Annotated in this window: 8 protein-coding genes; 6 read left to right on the plus strand and 2 right to left on the minus strand. The window is 61.3% G+C overall.

Annotated features, from left to right (window positions below; all coding sequences use genetic code 11):
- Window position 1: 1 nt before the first annotated feature.
- Window positions 2–1,396, plus strand: a complete 1,395-nt coding sequence (locus AC1RO5_RS25905; protein WP_493178403.1) for an efflux transporter outer membrane subunit — start codon at window positions 2–4, stop codon at window positions 1,394–1,396.
- Between the two features lie 169 nt (window positions 1,397–1,565).
- On the opposite strand, the gene pvdP is transcribed toward AC1RO5_RS25905, so the two are convergent.
- Entirely contained in the window at window positions 1,566–3,194 is a 1,629-nt protein-coding gene (gene pvdP, locus AC1RO5_RS25910) for a pyoverdine maturation tyrosinase PvdP (RefSeq protein WP_493178405.1), read from the minus strand.
- A 268-nt stretch (window positions 3,195–3,462) separates the two neighbouring features.
- Here pvdP and pvdM point away from each other — a divergent pair, with 268 nt between their 5' ends.
- The 5 genes from pvdM to AC1RO5_RS25935 all read left to right on the plus strand — a co-directional run bounded on the left by pvdM (window position 3,463) and on the right by AC1RO5_RS25935 (window position 13,038).
- Window positions 3,463–4,833 (plus strand): pyoverdine-tailoring dipeptidase-like protein PvdM, encoded by a 1,371-nt coding sequence (gene pvdM / locus AC1RO5_RS25915; protein ID WP_493178406.1) that lies wholly within the window; start codon window positions 3,463–3,465, stop codon window positions 4,831–4,833.
- Complete coding sequence (gene pvdN, locus AC1RO5_RS25920; protein ID WP_493178407.1) at window positions 4,830–6,110, plus strand: pyoverdine-tailoring periplasmic protein PvdN; 1,281 nt, start codon at window positions 4,830–4,832, stop codon at window positions 6,108–6,110. The genes pvdM and pvdN overlap by 4 nt, the downstream gene beginning before the upstream one ends.
- A 45-nt stretch (window positions 6,111–6,155) precedes the next feature.
- On the plus strand, window positions 6,156–7,043 hold the full coding sequence (gene pvdO, locus AC1RO5_RS25925) for a dihydropyoverdine dehydrogenase (RefSeq protein ID WP_493178409.1): 888 nt from the start codon (window positions 6,156–6,158) through the stop codon (window positions 7,041–7,043).
- A 131-nt stretch (window positions 7,044–7,174) separates the two neighbouring features.
- Window positions 7,175–8,833 (plus strand): cyclic peptide export ABC transporter, encoded by a 1,659-nt coding sequence (locus AC1RO5_RS25930; protein ID WP_493178411.1) that lies wholly within the window; start codon window positions 7,175–7,177, stop codon window positions 8,831–8,833.
- Between the two features lie 29 nt (window positions 8,834–8,862).
- Window positions 8,863–13,038: an amino acid adenylation domain-containing protein gene (locus AC1RO5_RS25935; protein ID WP_493178412.1), complete on the plus strand. Its 4,176-nt coding sequence runs from the start codon at window positions 8,863–8,865 to the stop codon at window positions 13,036–13,038.
- Window positions 13,039–13,323: 285 nt separating this feature from the next.
- Here the strand turns inward: AC1RO5_RS25935 and AC1RO5_RS25940 are convergent, their stop codons facing one another.
- Window positions 13,324–15,804 carry a TonB-dependent siderophore receptor gene (locus tag AC1RO5_RS25940; RefSeq protein ID WP_493178413.1) on the minus strand — a complete coding sequence of 827 codons (2,481 nt, stop codon included), beginning with the start codon at window positions 15,802–15,804 and terminating at the stop codon, window positions 13,324–13,326.
- Window positions 15,805–16,155: the final 351 nt, after the last annotated feature.

A 16,155-nucleotide genomic window follows, 5' to 3' on the forward strand; every position in this document is an offset into this window, starting at 1 on the left:
TATGAAACCGCAACTGAGCCTGTTGACCCTTTGCCTGTTACTCGGCGCGTGCAGCCACCCTGCTCCACGCCCGGACAGCGGCATACAACCACCGCCGGCGTGGCAATCGCCACACGATGAAAGTGCCTCCCAGACGAGTCGGCAATGGTGGTCGCAGTTTGGCAGCCCGCAGCTTGATCGCTTGATCGAACAGGCCCGCTTCGGCAGTTATGACCTGGCCGCCGCCATCGCTCGAGTGCGCCAGGCCCAGGCCGACACGGTGATTGCCGGCGGCTCGCAGCTGCCGGAGATCAAGGCCGGCATGAACGCCAACCGCCAGAAATTGCTGCGCGGCAACGGCTATAGCCAACTCGATGCCGACAGCAGCAACAAGGCCGTGGACTACTTTGACGCCAACCTCAGCGCCAGTTACGAGATCGACTTCTGGGGCGGCAAACGCGCGTCCCGAGACAGTGCGCAGTTCGGGCTGCGCGCCAGCGAGTTCGATCAGGCCACGGTTGAATTGACCTTGCTCAGCGGGGTGGCCAACAGCTACACGCAAGCCTTGTCGCTGGATGAACAAAGTCGCATTGCCGGGCTGAACCTGGCCAACGCGCAGAACGTTTTGAAACTGGTGCAGACTCGCTTCGACTCAGGCTCGGCCACCGCACTGGAACTGGCGCAACAGAAAAGCCTGGTGGCGGCGCAACAACGACAATTGCCGCTGATTCGCCAGCAAGCCGAAGACGCTCGGATCAGCCTCGCCGCCCTGCTTGGCCGACCGGTTCAGCAACTGCCGCCCAGCCAGGAGTCCTTCGAGCAACTGCAGTGGCCCGCTATCGGCGCCGGACTGCCCAGCGAATTGCTCAGCCGCCGCCCGGACATCGCCCGCGCCGAAGCGCAACTGGCTGCCGCCCAGGCCAACGTCACGGTCGCACGCGCCGCGATGTTGCCCGCCGTGACCCTCAGCGCCAACATCGGCTCGGGCGCCAACACGGCCAGCGACATTCTGCGCAGCCCTTTCTACAACCTCACCGCCGGGCTGGTTGCGCCGATCTTCAATAACGGCCGCCTCGGCGCCGAGCGCGACAAGGCCACGGCTCGCCAACAAGAACTGCTGGAAGCCTATCGAGGCGCGATCATCAATGCTTTTGCCGACGTCGAAAAAGCCCTCAACAGCATTCGCGGCCTGGATGAGCAGCGGCAGTGGCAACGCGAAGAACTGAACCAGGCCCAGACCGCGTTCAACATTGCGCAAAGCCGCTATCAGGCCGGCGCCGAGGATTTGCTGACGGTGCTGGAAACGCAACGCACGCTGTATGCGGCGCAGGATTCGAATGTGCAACTGCGGTTGTCGAGGGTGCAGGCGAGCATTGCGTTGTACAAGGCGTTGGGTGGGGGGTGGCAGGTGCTTTGATCGAGGTTATCTGTCACCAAAAACCATGTGGCGAGGGAGCTTGCTCCCGTTCGATTGCGCAGCAGTCGCAAAACCTGCGCATTCGGTGTGCCTGACACCATGTAATTGCAGGTTTCAGGGCCGCTTCGCAGCCCAGCGGGAGCAAGCTCCCTTGCCACAAGTGCCTGGCTTACGAACTCAGCGGCTTGACCTTCAGATTCCGCGCATACCATGGCCGTTGCGGCACTCGCCGGAACAAATCCGCGAGTTTCTTTTCATCCGTGCCGAAGGTAATGCGCAGCGCCAGCTTCATGGTTTCCGGGTCCATTTCCACCGACTTGCCGACCTGCAATCCCGGCGTGGTGCTGCAACCGTGGGTGCTCGGGCCGAGCCATGGATCATCGACTTCAACCCAGCGTCCCGGGGCGAACCAGGGCACGCCATTGACCTCAAGCCGATTGAGCTCACCCGGATGGAAACGCTCGTGGGCGCGGAACCAGTCTTCCAGACGATCGTCGATCCAGCCGTGGAAGTGCCAGAACACCGGGTTCACATGGGATGAAAACGGGTCACCGAGGAAGTCGTTTTCCGGCGCATACCAACGCGCGGCAAAGTCCGCCGGATCCCTGGCGAAAGGCACCGGCTGACCGTTGGAAGGATCGCGTGGCACCGAGGCCCAGCGCATGTGCAGCCAGTCGTGCAGCCCCAGCTCGATCTCCGAACCGAACTGCCCCAGGGTCAGCTTCGACAGATAACGCGGGTCGCGGTAACGGGATTCCCACACCTGAAAATTGCTGTGGTAGGTCTCGGCAGTCTTGATGTCGCTGACCCACTGGGTGTACTCGGTGTCTTCGGCGGCCAGCCAGGTAGGCGGCAGCGCCGTGCCATCGTGATTGTCGAAATAGCGGGCGAAGCCCTGACGGTCGCGCTCAAGCTCCGGCTGCGGCATCGGGAAGCTCGACCAGGACGGCAGGTCCTGCATCGAACGCGCCGTGCCGAGCATGTGCCGGTGCATGAAGAAAAAGTCGATCCCCGAGCCATTACGGTCTTTGCGCGGCCCCCGGGCATCGCGCTCATGGCCTCGCGGGCCCGGCTGCCAGCCGATGCCGCGCAAGGCGCCCTGTTGGTCCTTGGAGAGTTTGTGCCATTTGTCCCGCGAGGCGTGCCAGAGCTGGTGGAACAAGCGGTGTTCGGCGGATATCAGCCACGCCAGCAACGGCGGATTCAGACCGACACGCTCACGGGCTTCGGGAAACAGCCATTTGCGCGCGACAAAGCGATTGTCCAGTTCCGGCAAGCCGAGCGGGCGATCCAGACGCAGAATCCGCCCGCTGAGCGTGCCACTGCCGGCATTGCCGAAATCGGCCCAGACCTCATCGAGCATGACCGCCAGCTCATAAGCCGGCGCGCCGTTGGCCGATTGCCGATCGATCAGGCGCCAGTACAGCTGGCTGGCGTCAGGCGACACCAGATCGCCGATCAGCCGGTAACGCGGCTCGGCTTCGCTGCGTAACTGCTGCGCGGTATCGAGGCAGCCACGCAAACCGCGGCCGCGCTGGGCGATGTCGAGAAACAGCTCCAGCCCGTGCTGCGGTAACCCGTCGAGGCCCGCTTGCGAACCTTCGAAACGGATATCCCAGATCCCCCGCAGCGAGTTGGCCAACTGCTGACCCGCGGTGTCCGCCAGGTCGACCGTCGCTTCGCCGGGGGTGATCGTGGGGTCCGGCTTCGTCCATTCGCGATGCCCATAATAAGCCGCAGGCACGGCAGCGCCAGTCAGCGCCAGGCCTGCCATGAACCATCGTCGAGAAATCGTCATTGCCCTACCTGTGTCAGCCATGAAGCAGGCTTTATCCAAGCTAGAACGTTTGTTCGGTCCGGAAATTTAGAAGCTTCGCGGGCAAGCCTCGCTCCTACAAGTTGGTGGTGGATCACAATGATGTGGACGACACAAAACCTGTAGGAGCGAGGCTTGCCCGCGAAGAGGCCCGCAAGCTCACCTAAATTTCCCTGTCAGCCACTCGTTCCTCCCAGATAGCAAAGGCCCCTGCGCCTGCACCGGGGCGGCGAACCTGACTGAGATGGCAATGACAAAACCACGTTCGAAAAAGGCACTTTACATCGGCCTGCCGCTGGCCCTGGCAATCAGCGCCGGCGCCAGCTTCGCGGTCTGGTATTACGGGTTCAAGGACAACCCCGGTTACCCGATCAAGGTCATGCAACAGGCCGACGAGCTGCACGAGCGCATGCTCTCCTTCGACAGCCACATCACCCTGATGCAGAACTTCGGCACCCAGGGCAACGAAGCCGACAAGGATGGCGAGGGCCAGTTCGATCTGGTCAAGGCCAACCGCGGACGCCTGTCCGGTGCGGCCCTGACGATTTTCGGCTGGCCGGAACTGTGGAATGGCGCCAACGCGCCGCACAAGCCCACCGCCGGTTTTGTCGAAGAGGCACGCAACCAGCAGGAGATCCGCTACAAGATTATTTCCGGGATGGTCCGTGATTTTCCCAATCAGGTCGCCATCGCCTACACCCCCGACGATTTCCGTCGTTTGCACGGTGAAGGCAAGTTCGCGATTTTCATCAGCATGCTCAACGCCTACCCGCTGGGCCACGACCTGAACCTGCTGGACCTGTGGACGGCACGCGGCATGCGCATGTTCGGCTTCAGCTACATCGGCAATAACGACTGGGCCGACTCTTCGCGTCCCTTGCCGTTTTTCAATGATTCACCCGATGCCCTCGACGGCCTCTCGGACCTGGGCAAGCAAGCGGTGCATCGCCTGAATGACCTGGGCGTGATCATCGACGTGTCGCAAATGTCGACCAAGGCCCTGGAGCAAGTCGCGCAATTGAGCCGCACACCGATGGTCGCTTCGCACTCGGCGCCACGGGCGATGGTCGATATCCCGCGCAATCTCAGCGACAAGGAAATGCAGCTGATCAAGAACAGCGGCGGCGTGGTGCAAGTAGTCGGCTTCTCTCAATACCTGCGCCCGCTGACCCAGACCACCCAGGACAAACTCAACGAACTGCGCAAAGAGTTCGACCTGCCGCCCCTGCCGAACCTCGCCATGGCATTGATGCCGGGCGATCCGGTCATCGCTGCCTGGTCGGAGAAAAAATTCGGCCAGTACGCCAGCCGTCTCTACGCGATTCTTGAAAAAGAACCCAAAGCCAGCCTCAAGGACCTCGGTGACGCCATCGATTACACGGTGCGCAAAATCAGCATTGACCATGTCGGCATCAGCTCCGACTTCAACGAAGGAGGCGGCGTCGAAGGCTGGGAAAACGTCGGTGATATTCGCAATGTCACGGCGGAACTGATTTCGCGCGGTTACTCCGAAGCAGACATTGCCAAGCTCTGGGGCGGCAACTTCCTGCGGGTTTGGGATCAGGTGCAGAAAGCCGCCAAGCCAGCGCTGATTTCACAACAAGGCACGAGCAAACCATGAGCGATCGTCGCACCTTTCTGAAACAGGCCGGGATCCTCGCCGCCGGCCTGCCCTTGACTGCCGGCCTGGACAACGTCGCCAGCGCCACGCCACTGCCCTCGCTGCCTGGGGACAAATGGGCGCAACTGCGGCAGCTGTTCGACCAGGATCCGGACTACCTGCATTTCTCCAATTTCCTGATCACCTCGCACCCAAAACCTGTGCGTGAAGCGATCGAGATGCACCGTACCGCCCTCGATAAAAACCCCGGGCTGGCGATGGACTGGGACCTGGGTGTGATCGAACAGCGTGAAGAAGAGGTGCGTGTCTGGGCCGGTCGTTACCTGCAAGCCAATGCCAAACAGATCGCGCTGACCGGCAGCACCACCGAAGGCCTGGCGATGATTTACGGCGGCGTTCATGTGCGCCCCGACCAGGAAATCCTCACCACCGCCCACGAGCATTACGCCACCCACACCATTCTCGATCTGCGCACCCAGCGGGACGGCACCCGGGTGCGCAAGATCAGGTTGTTCAAGGATCCGCAGACGGTCTCCAAAGCGGAGATCCTGGCCTCGATCGAGCAGAACATCAAACCCGAAACCCGTGTGCTTGGCATGACCTGGGTGCACTCCGGCAGTGGCGTGAAACTGCCGATCGCCGACATCGGTGCGTTGGTGGACAAGCACAACCGCGGCCGTGCCGACCAGGACCGCATTATTTACCTGGTCGACGGCGTGCACGGCTTTGGTGTCGAGGACTTGAGTTTTCCCGCCATGAACTGCGACTTCTTCATCGCCGGCACCCACAAATGGCTGTTCGCCCCCCGTGGCACCGGCATCGTTTGCAGCCGCAGTGAACAGGTCAAATACGTTACGCCGATCATCCCGACCTTCTCCGAAGCCACGGCCTTCTCCACCACCATGACACCGGGCGGCTACCACTCGTTCGAGCACCGTTGGGCACTGAACGAAGCCTTCAAGCTGCATTTGCAATGGGGCAAGGCCGATGTTCAGGCGCGTATCCATGCGCTGAACAGCTATATGAAAAAACGCCTGCAAGCGCATCGGCAGATCGAACTGGTCACACCCCTGAGCCCCGAGCTGTCATCGGGTTTCAGCTTCTTCCGGGTCAAGGGCAAAAGCTGCGACAAGATCGCCGCCTGGCTGATGCAAAACCGTGTGATCGCCGATGCCGTGGAGCGCGACGTGGGCCCGGTGATCCGCACGGCGCCGGGGCTGCTCAACACTGAAGCTGAAGTCGACCGCTTCATCGCGTTGCTCGGCAAACAGCTCTGATCGCCAGCCCCTCCGATTCCTTTTAACTTTTTATCGAGAGCAATGATGAACAGTGAGTTGCGTAGCTTGTCCCTGAAGACGCTCCCCGCACTGGCCTTCGCCGCCGTGGTTGCAGGCCTGCTGCCCGGCGCCGCTCAGGCTGCCGCACCCGCCCAGCCCGGCAAGGTGTTCAAGGACTGCAAGGACTGCCCGGAGATGGTCGTGCTGCCCACCGGGACTTTCACCATGGGCACCCCGGACAATGAGGTGGGCCGCGAGCCCGACGAAGGTCCGTTGCACCCGGTGACCTTCGCCAAACCGCTGGCCATCAGTCGCTTTCAGGTGCTGACCGGCGAGTGGGACGCGTACCTGCGCGACAGCGGTTACGTCATGCCCGACGGCGACACCCGGCCAGGCCGCGAGTGCAAGGCTGGCGTGCCGCGCTATGAACGCACGGCCAGGCACCCGGCGGTGTGCATGAACTTCCCCGAGGCCAATACCTACGTGGCCTGGCTCTCGAAGAAGACCGGCAAGCACTATCGGCTGGTCAGCGAATCGCTGCGCGAGTATGCCGCCCGCGCGGGCAGCAGTGGCCCGTTCCCCTTCCCGTTCGATGAAGGCAAGGAATACAGCATCGCCAGACACGCCAACACCTACGGCGCCGCCGATGGCTACAACTTCACCTCACCAGCAGGCAGTTTCCCGGCCAACGCCTTCGGCGTGTACGACATGCACGGCAACGTCTATGAGTGGACCGCCGATTGCTACAACGAGAACTACGTCGGTGCACCCAGCGATGGCAGCGCCTGGTTGACCGGCGAATGCACGGCCCGGCGCATTCGCGGCAATGACTGGGGCGAAGCTCCGGTGTTCTCGCGTTCGGGCAACCGTAATGCCACCTACCCCGATACCCGTGGCGACTGGATCGGTTTTCGCGTCGCGCGGGATCTTTGAGGCTCCCACCTCCTGTCGCATGACCTGCAACAAACCCGTGCGCGGCTAAATCGTCGCCCACGGGTTTCGTCTTTTAAGCAGCCAAACTCTTGAACCTTTGCCCTTTAGCGGCACTTGAAGCGGAAACTTCCATGACCTCAAAATCCCGCGGAGCCTTCAGTGAAGTCCTCGGCCTGCTCAGGCCTTTCCAGGTCATCGTTGTGGTGTCGATCATGCTCGGCATGCTCGGTGGCCTCAGCATCACCGCGTTACTGGCGACCATCAATGACGCACTGAACGCCGCCGACACCCCGTCACCCCGGGTGTTGGCAACGTTTATCGGCCTGTGCGCAGTGGCGTTGCTGACGTCGATCCTGTCGGACATCGGCACCAACCATGTCGGCCAGCACATCATTGCCGGGCTGCGTAAATCCCTCGGGGAAAAAGTCCTGCTGGCACCGATCGAACAGATCGAGCGCTTCCGCAGTTATCGACTGATCCCGGTGCTGACCCATGACGTCGACACCGTCAGTGATTTCGCCTTTTCCTTCGCGCCGCTGGCCATTGCGTTCACCGTCACCCTCGGGTGCCTGAGCTACCTGGCCTACCTGTCGTTGCCGATGTTTGCCTTGCTGCTGGTGGCCCTGGTGATCGGCACCGCGCTGCAATACGTGGCCCGGACCAAGGGCATCAAGGGTTTCCAGGCGGCTCGTGAAGCCGAGGACGAACTGCAAAAGCACTACAGCGCGATTGCCGCCGGCGCCAAGGAACTGCGCATCCATCGTCCGCGCCGCCAACGCATGTTCAGCCAACGCATCGAAGGCACCGCTGACTTCATCTGCAACACGCACATCCGCGCGGTCAACACCTTCGTGGTGGCCAAGACCCTCGGCTCGATGCTGTTTTTCGTGGTGATCGGCTTGGCGCTGGCCCTGCAATCGCTGTGGCTGGGCACTGATAAAGCGGTGCTCAGCGGGTTCGTGCTGGTGCTGCTGTACATGAAGGGCCCGATGGAATACCTGGTCACCACCCTGCCGGTGGTCAGCCGCGCCAACATTGCATTCAAGCGCATTGCCGACCTGGCGGAGCAGTTTTCCTCGCCGGAACCGCACCTGCTGCTCAGCGACAAAGACGCGCCGAAACCGGTGGTCGAACACCTTGAATTGCGCGACGTGCATTTCGCCTTCCCGGCGGTGGACGGCAGCAAGCCCTTTGCCCTCGGGCCAGTCAACCTGTCCATCGCCCAGGGCGAGATCGTGTTTATCGTCGGCGAGAATGGCGGCGGCAAGACCACGCTGATCAAGTTGTTGCTGGGGCTGTATGCGCCGCAGGGCGGGGAAATCATCCTTAACGGTAAGCTGGTCCTGGCGCATAACCGCGACGACTATCGCCAGTTGTTCACCACGATTTTCGCCGACTACTACCTGTTCGACGAATTGGTGCAAGGCGAACAGAACGTTCCCGAAGACGCCAACCGTTATCTGGAACGCCTGGAAATCTCGCACAAGGTCAGCATCCGCGATGGCGCCTTCAGCACCACCGACCTGTCCACCGGCCAGCGCAAACGCCTGGCCCTGTTGAACGCCTGGCTGGAAGAACGCCCGGTGCTGGTGTTCGACGAGTGGGCGGCCGACCAGGACCCGGCCTTCCGGCGCATCTTCTACACCGAGCTGTTGCCGGAACTCAAATACCTGGGCAAGACCATCATCGTCATTTCCCACGACGACCGTTACTTCGATGTCGCCGACCAATTGGTGCGAATGGAAGGCGGCAAGGTCGTCGCACAAAATAAACCGTTGGCGACCGCCTGAACGATCCACCGCCGACTACGAGAGCCCCGATGAACGACATGATCGATGATGATTTACTGGCGCTGCTGCTGGCCGATGCCGGTGATCAACCCCAAGGCATAACCACCCGCGCACGAAAAACCCCGGCGCCACTCTCCTTTGCCCAGCAACGGTTGTGGTTTGTGCAGCAACTGTCACCGGACAGTGCCGCTTACAACCTGCCGCGAGTGATGCGCATCACCGGCGCGCTGCAGGCGCAGCGTCTGGAAATTGCGCTGAACCGGGTGCTTGACCGTCACGACATCCTGCGCACGGCGTTCCGCGAGATCGACGGTGTGGCCATGCAGGTGGTCGATGATCAGGCGAAGTTGGTGCTCGGCCAGGAAGACCTGTCCGCACTGGCCGACGAAGACCGCGCCCGGCAGATAGCGCTGTGCATCGAGACCCAGGCGGGCACGCCGTTCGACCTGCGCCAGGCACCGCTGATGCGCGCGACCTTGCTCAAGGTCGGCACCGAAGAACAGCTGTTGCTGATGAACATGCACCACATCGTCTCCGATGCCTGGTCCAACGCGATCCTGATGCAGGACCTGAACCGTGCCTTCGCGCAGGACTGCGACGCAGACGCCCCGCCGCTGCCACGTCCGGCGATTCAATACGCCGACTACGCCGCCTGGCAACGCAGTGACTACCTGCATAGCGCAACCTGCGCCAACAGCGCCGACTACTGGCAAAACTACCTGGGCACTCCGTTGCCGACCCTGGATATGCCGGTGGATTTCCCCCGCAGCGCGCAACACCGCCATCCGGCCGGCAAGCATGATTTCGAACTGCCGGGGTCACTTTCGGCTGACCTGAACCGCTTCTGCCAGCAACAGGGCCTGACGCCGTTCGTAATCGCGCTCGGGGCCTGGCAACTGTTGTTGAGCCGCTACAGCGGTCAGCAGGACTTTACCGTCGGCGTGCCGAATGCCACGCGCAATCGCAGCGAAACCCAAGCGCTGGTCGGCTTCTTTGTCAGCAGTCAGGTGTACCGCGTACGCCTTGATCCGTTGCTGTCCGGCAGCGATTTCCTGCAGCGCCTGCGCCGTGAATCCCTGGCGGCGCTGGACCATGCGGATTACCCGCTGGAGTTGAGTTTCGATGCCCTGCAATTGCAGGCCAGCGCGCAAGCCAATCCGCTGTTCCAGGTGCTGTTCAACTGGCGTGCCGACAGCGCAGAGCCGGCGCACATCGATCTGGACGGACTGACGCTGGAGTTCCTTGACGCAGGGTCGAGCCAGGCCAAGTTCGATGTGTCGCTGGACGTCACGTACTCGCCACACGGCGTGGCAGCGAGCCTGGAATACAGCCGCGATCTCTACACCCCTGCAACCATCGAGCGTCTGGCCCGGCACTGGCAGAATCTGCTACAGGCACTGGTCGATGATCCTGATCGCGCGCTCGGCGAACTGCGGTTGCTGGGCGAGGATGAGCGACAGGTGCAGTTGCAGCAGTGGAACCCGTCCGTGTCGGCCCAACCCGAGGAAGGCGTGCATCAATTGTTCGAACGCCAGGCGCTGGCCACACCGCACGCGGTGGCGCTGATCTGCGACGACCTTCAGCTCAGTTACGCCCAGCTCAACACTGCCGCCAATGGTCTGGCCCACGCGTTGATTGCACAGGGTGTCGGACCGGAAGTGCTGGTGGGCATTGCCGTGGAGCGTTCGGCGCAGATGATTGTCAGCCTGCTGGCGGTGCTCAAGGCTGGCGGCGCTTATGTGCCACTGGACCCCGACTACCCGCAGGAACGCCTGGCCTGGATGATTGAAGACAGTGGCCTGAGCGTGTTGCTGAGCCAGCGTTCGCTGCTTGATCGGCTGCCATCGATGCCCGGCGTCCAGCGACGCTGCGTCGACGACATCGATGTCCGGGGGACGCTGCCCGCACTTGACCCGCCCTGCCGCACCACCGGCCAAAACCTCGCCTATGTGATGTTCACGTCCGGCTCTACCGGTCGCCCCAAAGGGGTCGGCATCACCCAGGCGGCGTTGACCCGTCACGCTCAGGTGGCGCTGGAGTTTCTCGGTCTGACCGCACAGGACCGGTCCCTGCAGTTCGCCACGTTCAACTTCGATGCCTTTGTCGAGCAACTTTACCCGGCGTTGATCTGCGGCGCCTCGGTGGTGCTGCGCGGGCCGGATATCTGGGACAGTGAAACCTGGTATCGCGAACTGCTCGACAAACAGTTCAGCGTCAGCGACCTGACCACCACCTACTGGAACATGCTGGCCAAGGACTTCGCCGCAGCCGGGCAGCGCGACTACGGTGCACTGCGGCAAGTGATCGTCGGTGGCGAAGCGATGCCACCGGAGGGCGTGGCGGCCTGGGGCAAGGCCGGGCTCGGGCACGTGAAGCTGCTGAACACCTACGGGCCGACGGAAACGACGGTCAGCGCCACGGTGCTGGATTGCAGCAACTACGTGACAGGGCAAATCGCCCTGCCCAAAAGCATGCCGATCGGCCAGCCTCTGGCCGGACGGGCGATTTACCTGCTCGATGCCGGCGGCCAGCCAGTGCCGGTGGGCGTCGTCGGTGAACTGATGATTGCCGGCGACCTGCTCGCACGCGGCTACTTCAAGCGACCTGAGCTCACGGCCGAGCGCTTCATCCCCGACCCGTTCGATGTTCAGGGCGGCGGTCGTCTCTATCGCACCGGCGATCTGGCGCGCTACCGCGCCGACGGCGTGATCGAGTATGCAGGCCGGCTGGATCACCAGGTGAAGATTCGCGGCTTCCGCATCGAACTCGGGGAAATCGAGTCATGCCTGCTGCAATCGCCGCAGGTCCGCGAGGCGTTGGTGGTTGCCCGGGAAGGCGCGGTGGGTTTGCACCTGGTCGGCTATGTCGTGGCCCAAAGCGACTCGCTGAGCGCGCAGCAACAACTCGACCTGCGCGAAACCCTCAAGGCTGAACTCAAGGCCAGGCTGCCGGACTACATGGTACCCAGTCATCTGCTGGTACTGGCCGCCATGCCGTTGAGCCCCAACGGCAAGCTCGACCGCAAGGCCCTGCCGCAGCCCGACCTCAGCCAGACGCAGCGGCACTTCATTGCCCCCGAAACGCCCCTGGAAAAGGCGCTCGCCGAACTCTGGCAAGAAGCGTTGCAGGTCGAGCGTGTCAGCCTGGACGACAACTTTTTCGAACTCGGTGGCCACTCGATTCTGGCCATTCAATTCATCTCGACCCTTAACGCGCGCCTGGGTATCAAACTGGCGCTGCAACACATGCTGGCTCACCCCAATGTCCAGGCACTGGCCAGATTCATCGCACTGGAGCATCAGCAGCATGTGCAATGCGTGGTCGAACTCAATGCCTCGACAGCGTCGGCACCACCACTGTTCTGCCTGCACCCCAGCGGCGGTATCGTGTTCTGTTATCAGCCGCTGGCGAAAAAACTCAGTGCCCATGCCCGGACCTTCGGCGTAATGCACAAGGGCTTTGCCGACAAAGACTCGAACGCTCAGACATGGGCCGAGATGATTGCCGACTACAGCGCGCAGATCGTCGAGAAGCAGCCCCACGGCCCCTACCGATTGATGGGCTGGTCATTGGGGGGCGCGATCGCCATGGACGTCGCCGCCCACCTGGAACGCCAGGGCAAGGAAGTGACCTTCCTCGGCCTCGTCGACACCACTCTGCCGGAACGTGACCTGCCCGCCGACCTGCCGCGCAAGCCGCTGGAAGAAGACAACCCGAACCACCTCAGCGCGGAAAACGAACTGCTGGCAGCACTCGAAGTCTTCAACCTGATGTTCGCGCATCTGGAACCGGCGGCGACGAGCTTCATCGCCCGGAACCCGACGGCCGACCTCAAGGCCTTCTATCGCTGGGCCAGCGAACAGACGGCGACCGGCGAGCAAGAGATGATCGCGACCCTGGAAGGCATCAAGCAGGAAATCATGAACGCCCAGGCCTATGCGATTCACGATCGCCTGGTGGACGCGTTCAATGCCTTCTCGCTGCCGCTGCTCAAGGTCAAGGCCAGTTGCTGGTGGTCGCTGTCGCATAAAACCCTGGAGCAAGTGCTGTATTCGGAACAACTGCTCAGGGCCCACAACGTGACAGGCCAATTGCACACCTCGATCCACTCACCACTGCCACACCGCAGCATGATCTACACCGAGTCGCTACTGGAGTCGTTTACCGAAGTGTTCCTCGGCTGCCAGGGCGAGTCATGTAGCTGACCGAGCGACGGCAAAAAAACGCAGAAGCCATGGCTTCTGCGTTTTTGTTTGTGCTTCAGGTAAATCAGGATCAAAAGATCGCAGCCTTCGGCAGCTCCTACAAAAAGTGATCTGACCCCAAAATGTTGGACACCAATCCTGATTTTCGGGTTACAGATCAAAGGAATGTGAACACCCGTAGGAGCTGCCGAAGGCTGCGATCTTTTGATCTTCAGCCTCACAAGCATTAGCCCGCGCCCCTGGTAAAAGGGCGCGGGCCGGGACTTTGACGCTAGTGCAAAGGACTCAGAACTGCGGTGTGTATTTCACGCTGAACATCACGTTGCGTGGATCACCGTAGTTGTTGTTGCCGTTAATCTGGTTGTAGGCCGCTGCGAAGTAGGTCTTGTCAAACAGGTTGTTGGCATTCATCGCCAGCTCGATTTCCGGGGTGAGCTGGTAACCGACACGGGCATTCCACACGGTATAACCCGGAACGTTGACGGAGTGGTCGAAACCTACCGTGTGGGTTTGTGCGGTAAAGCCCAGGCCAGTACTCACACGGCTCCAGTCGCCGCTCAACTGATAATTACCCCACACACGCAGCATGTGTTTAGGCGTCCACCAGCTGAAGATTTTGCCTTCGTTGGTAGGGTCGTCGAGGTATTTGGTGGTGTTGTAGGTGTAGCCGGCAAACAGTTGCAGATTGTCGATCACTTCGCCGCTGATTTCAGCGTCCAGACCCTGGCTGCGCACTTTGCCCGATGCCGTCGAGCAATACCAACCGTCGCAGGTTTGCGCACCCTGCGTATCGAGAACGGCACGGTTTTCTTGGTCGTAACGGAACAGGGCCACGGATGTATTGATCCGGCCATCCATCAACTCGCCCTTGAGACCAATCTCGTAGTTACTGCCGACAATCGGTTTAAGTACCGAGCCGGCGGTATCGCGTTCGGTCTGCGGTGTATATACGTCGGTGTAACTGGCGTAGACCGCCCATTCGCGGCTCAGGTCATAGACGATACCGGCATAGGGCGTGACTTCTCCGGTTTCGGTGGCGGTGCTTTTTGGATCTTCTGTAATGCCGGTCGCGGTCTCGGTAGACGATTTGTAGCTGTAGTCGTACCAACTGACGCGCGAGCCGAGCACCAGGGTCAGGTCTTCAACAGGCTTGACCCTCCAGCTGCCGTACAGGCCTTTCTGGCGGATGTCGTATTGGCTGGGAGTCCCACGGCCACCGGGGCTATTGATCAAGCCTTCGTAGCTGATCTCCGGACGGTTGTGATCAATGTCGAAGATATTGTCGGAGCTGTCATTGAAGGTTCGGGCGTATTTGTCGTCCGAGGTGTATTTGGAATAGTTGCCGCCCACCATGATTTCCTGCTGCATGGACAAGGCTTCGAACTTGCCGGTGAGGTTCATGTCCAGAGCGACTTTGGTGGAGTCCATGTCCGTCACGAAGTCAGCGTATTGCACGCCGCTGCCATCGGGATTGATGCCATCGCCTGTGGATTGCACCCGCTGGTTCTTCGCCTTGTTGGTTTCCGTCATGCGCACGGCGCCGATCTTGAAGGCCCAGTCGTCGTTGAAACGGTGTTCCAGATCGGTGTAGAGCGTGGTGACGTCGATATCCGAGTGGTTCCACTTCGCCCCGGTGTACGTGCTGCGCGGCAGGTCGATGGGTTTACTGTCGGAGTAGCGCGGGAAGCCGCGGACATTCGAGCGCGATTCGCCGTCGGACTGGCTGACCGCCACGCCCACGGTAGTGGCTTCGCTCAGGTCGAAGTCCAGCGCGCCGTACAGCGAGGTGGTCTTGTACCATTCAGAATCAACGAATGTGTGGGTGTCGTCCTGATCGGCCACGAAGCGTCCACGAATGGTGCCGTTCTGGTTCAACGGCCCACCGGCGTCCAGTTGCAGACCGTAGTGATCCCAGGAGCCAGCCTTGCCGGTCAGGGTCACGGTCGGCGTGGCCTGACCGCGCTTGCGCACCAGGTTGACCGCGCCACCCGGGCTGCCGGTGCCTTGCAGCAAGCCCGACGCACCACGCAGCACTTCCATGCGGTCGAAGAAAATCAAGTCCTGCGTGGCCCAATTGCCCAGCGCGTAAGTGTTACGCGGGATCGGCACACCGTCGTACTGCCAGTCATCGATCTGGAAACCGCGCGAAGAGAGGATCAAACCTCTGCCGACGCCTTGGGCACCGACGAGGCCAGTGGTCTTGTTGGCCGCGTCCTTGAGATCGACGATATCCTGATCGTCCATTTGCTTGCGGGTCATCACCGTGACCGACTGCGGAATTTCCTTGAGGGTGTGGGTGCCCTTGCCAATGGTCACGGCATTCGAGGTGTAGGAATTCGAGCCTTCGGTGGTCGCGCCCACCTGTTGCGCGTTGATGGTGGTGGCGCCCAGTTCCAGACCCTCGGTCGAACTGCCGCGTACCAGCATCAGCGTGTTGCCTTCAAAGCTGTAGTGCACGCCCGTGCCCTTGAGCAATTGGGCAATCGCCGCTTCGCTGCTCAACTTGCCGCTGACGCGTGTGCTGCGCAGGCCGGCCATGTCATCGGCGTTGTAGATCACCTGCTGATTGGTCTGCGTGCCAAACGCCTGCAGCGCCTGGGGCAAAGGCTGGGCAGGAATGTTGAGGGTGAAGTCTTCGGCGTGGACCTGCGCGCTGAGCGGCAACAGGCAAGCCATGCCCAGACCGGCCAACGAGCGACGCGAGCGCAGGGTTCGGGCAATGACCAAGGCCTTGAACAGAGGTTTCAACTCATGAATTGCTGACATCGTGCTCTCTATTTTTAATTGAAATGGATAGGATCCATGGGCAACCGAGTGCCCTGCCGCTGCCTGGACCTGTGAACCACCTGGATCGGCTGCCGTCTCGGGCAACACGTCGCAAGTCGATGACCGTCCCCTCCCCGGGCTCGATCGTTTGTCCGGGCAGCGGTAAAAATGTGTACGGCTGGGAAAAACTGAACCCTGTGGCTACCCTGCCCGGCTCGATTTATCTGCTTACGTAAGTAAGACGCAGCACCGTGCAAAAACCGGAATGAGTTTATTTATCATTCGCGCAAAAATTCAAAAAAAAGGCCGACTCGTTGGGCGTCGGCCTTTTTCTAATCCTGAAACCAATGA

The sequence above is a fragment of the Pseudomonas sp. GW822-FHT02G04 genome (assembly GCF_058802085.1).

What these genes read in the sequence shown, in the direction of transcription:
- AC1RO5_RS25930 (WP_493178411.1), top strand. Translation starts at nt 7,175, where the DNA reads ATGACCTCAAAATCCCGCGGAGCCTTCAGTGAAGTCCTCGGCCTGCTC.
- pvdN (WP_493178407.1), top strand. Translation starts at nt 4,830, where the DNA reads ATGAGCGATCGTCGCACCTTTCTGAAACAGGCCGGGATCCTCGCCGCC.
- pvdP (WP_493178405.1), bottom strand. Translation starts at nt 3,194, where the DNA reads ATGACGATTTCTCGACGATGGTTCATGGCAGGCCTGGCGCTGACTGGC.
- AC1RO5_RS25935 (WP_493178412.1), top strand. Translation starts at nt 8,863, where the DNA reads ATGAACGACATGATCGATGATGATTTACTGGCGCTGCTGCTGGCCGAT.
- AC1RO5_RS25905 (WP_493178403.1), top strand. Translation starts at nt 2, where the DNA reads ATGAAACCGCAACTGAGCCTGTTGACCCTTTGCCTGTTACTCGGCGCG.
- pvdM (WP_493178406.1), top strand. Translation starts at nt 3,463, where the DNA reads ATGACAAAACCACGTTCGAAAAAGGCACTTTACATCGGCCTGCCGCTG.
- AC1RO5_RS25940 (WP_493178413.1), bottom strand. Translation starts at nt 15,804, where the DNA reads ATGTCAGCAATTCATGAGTTGAAACCTCTGTTCAAGGCCTTGGTCATT.
- pvdO (WP_493178409.1), top strand. Translation starts at nt 6,156, where the DNA reads ATGAACAGTGAGTTGCGTAGCTTGTCCCTGAAGACGCTCCCCGCACTG.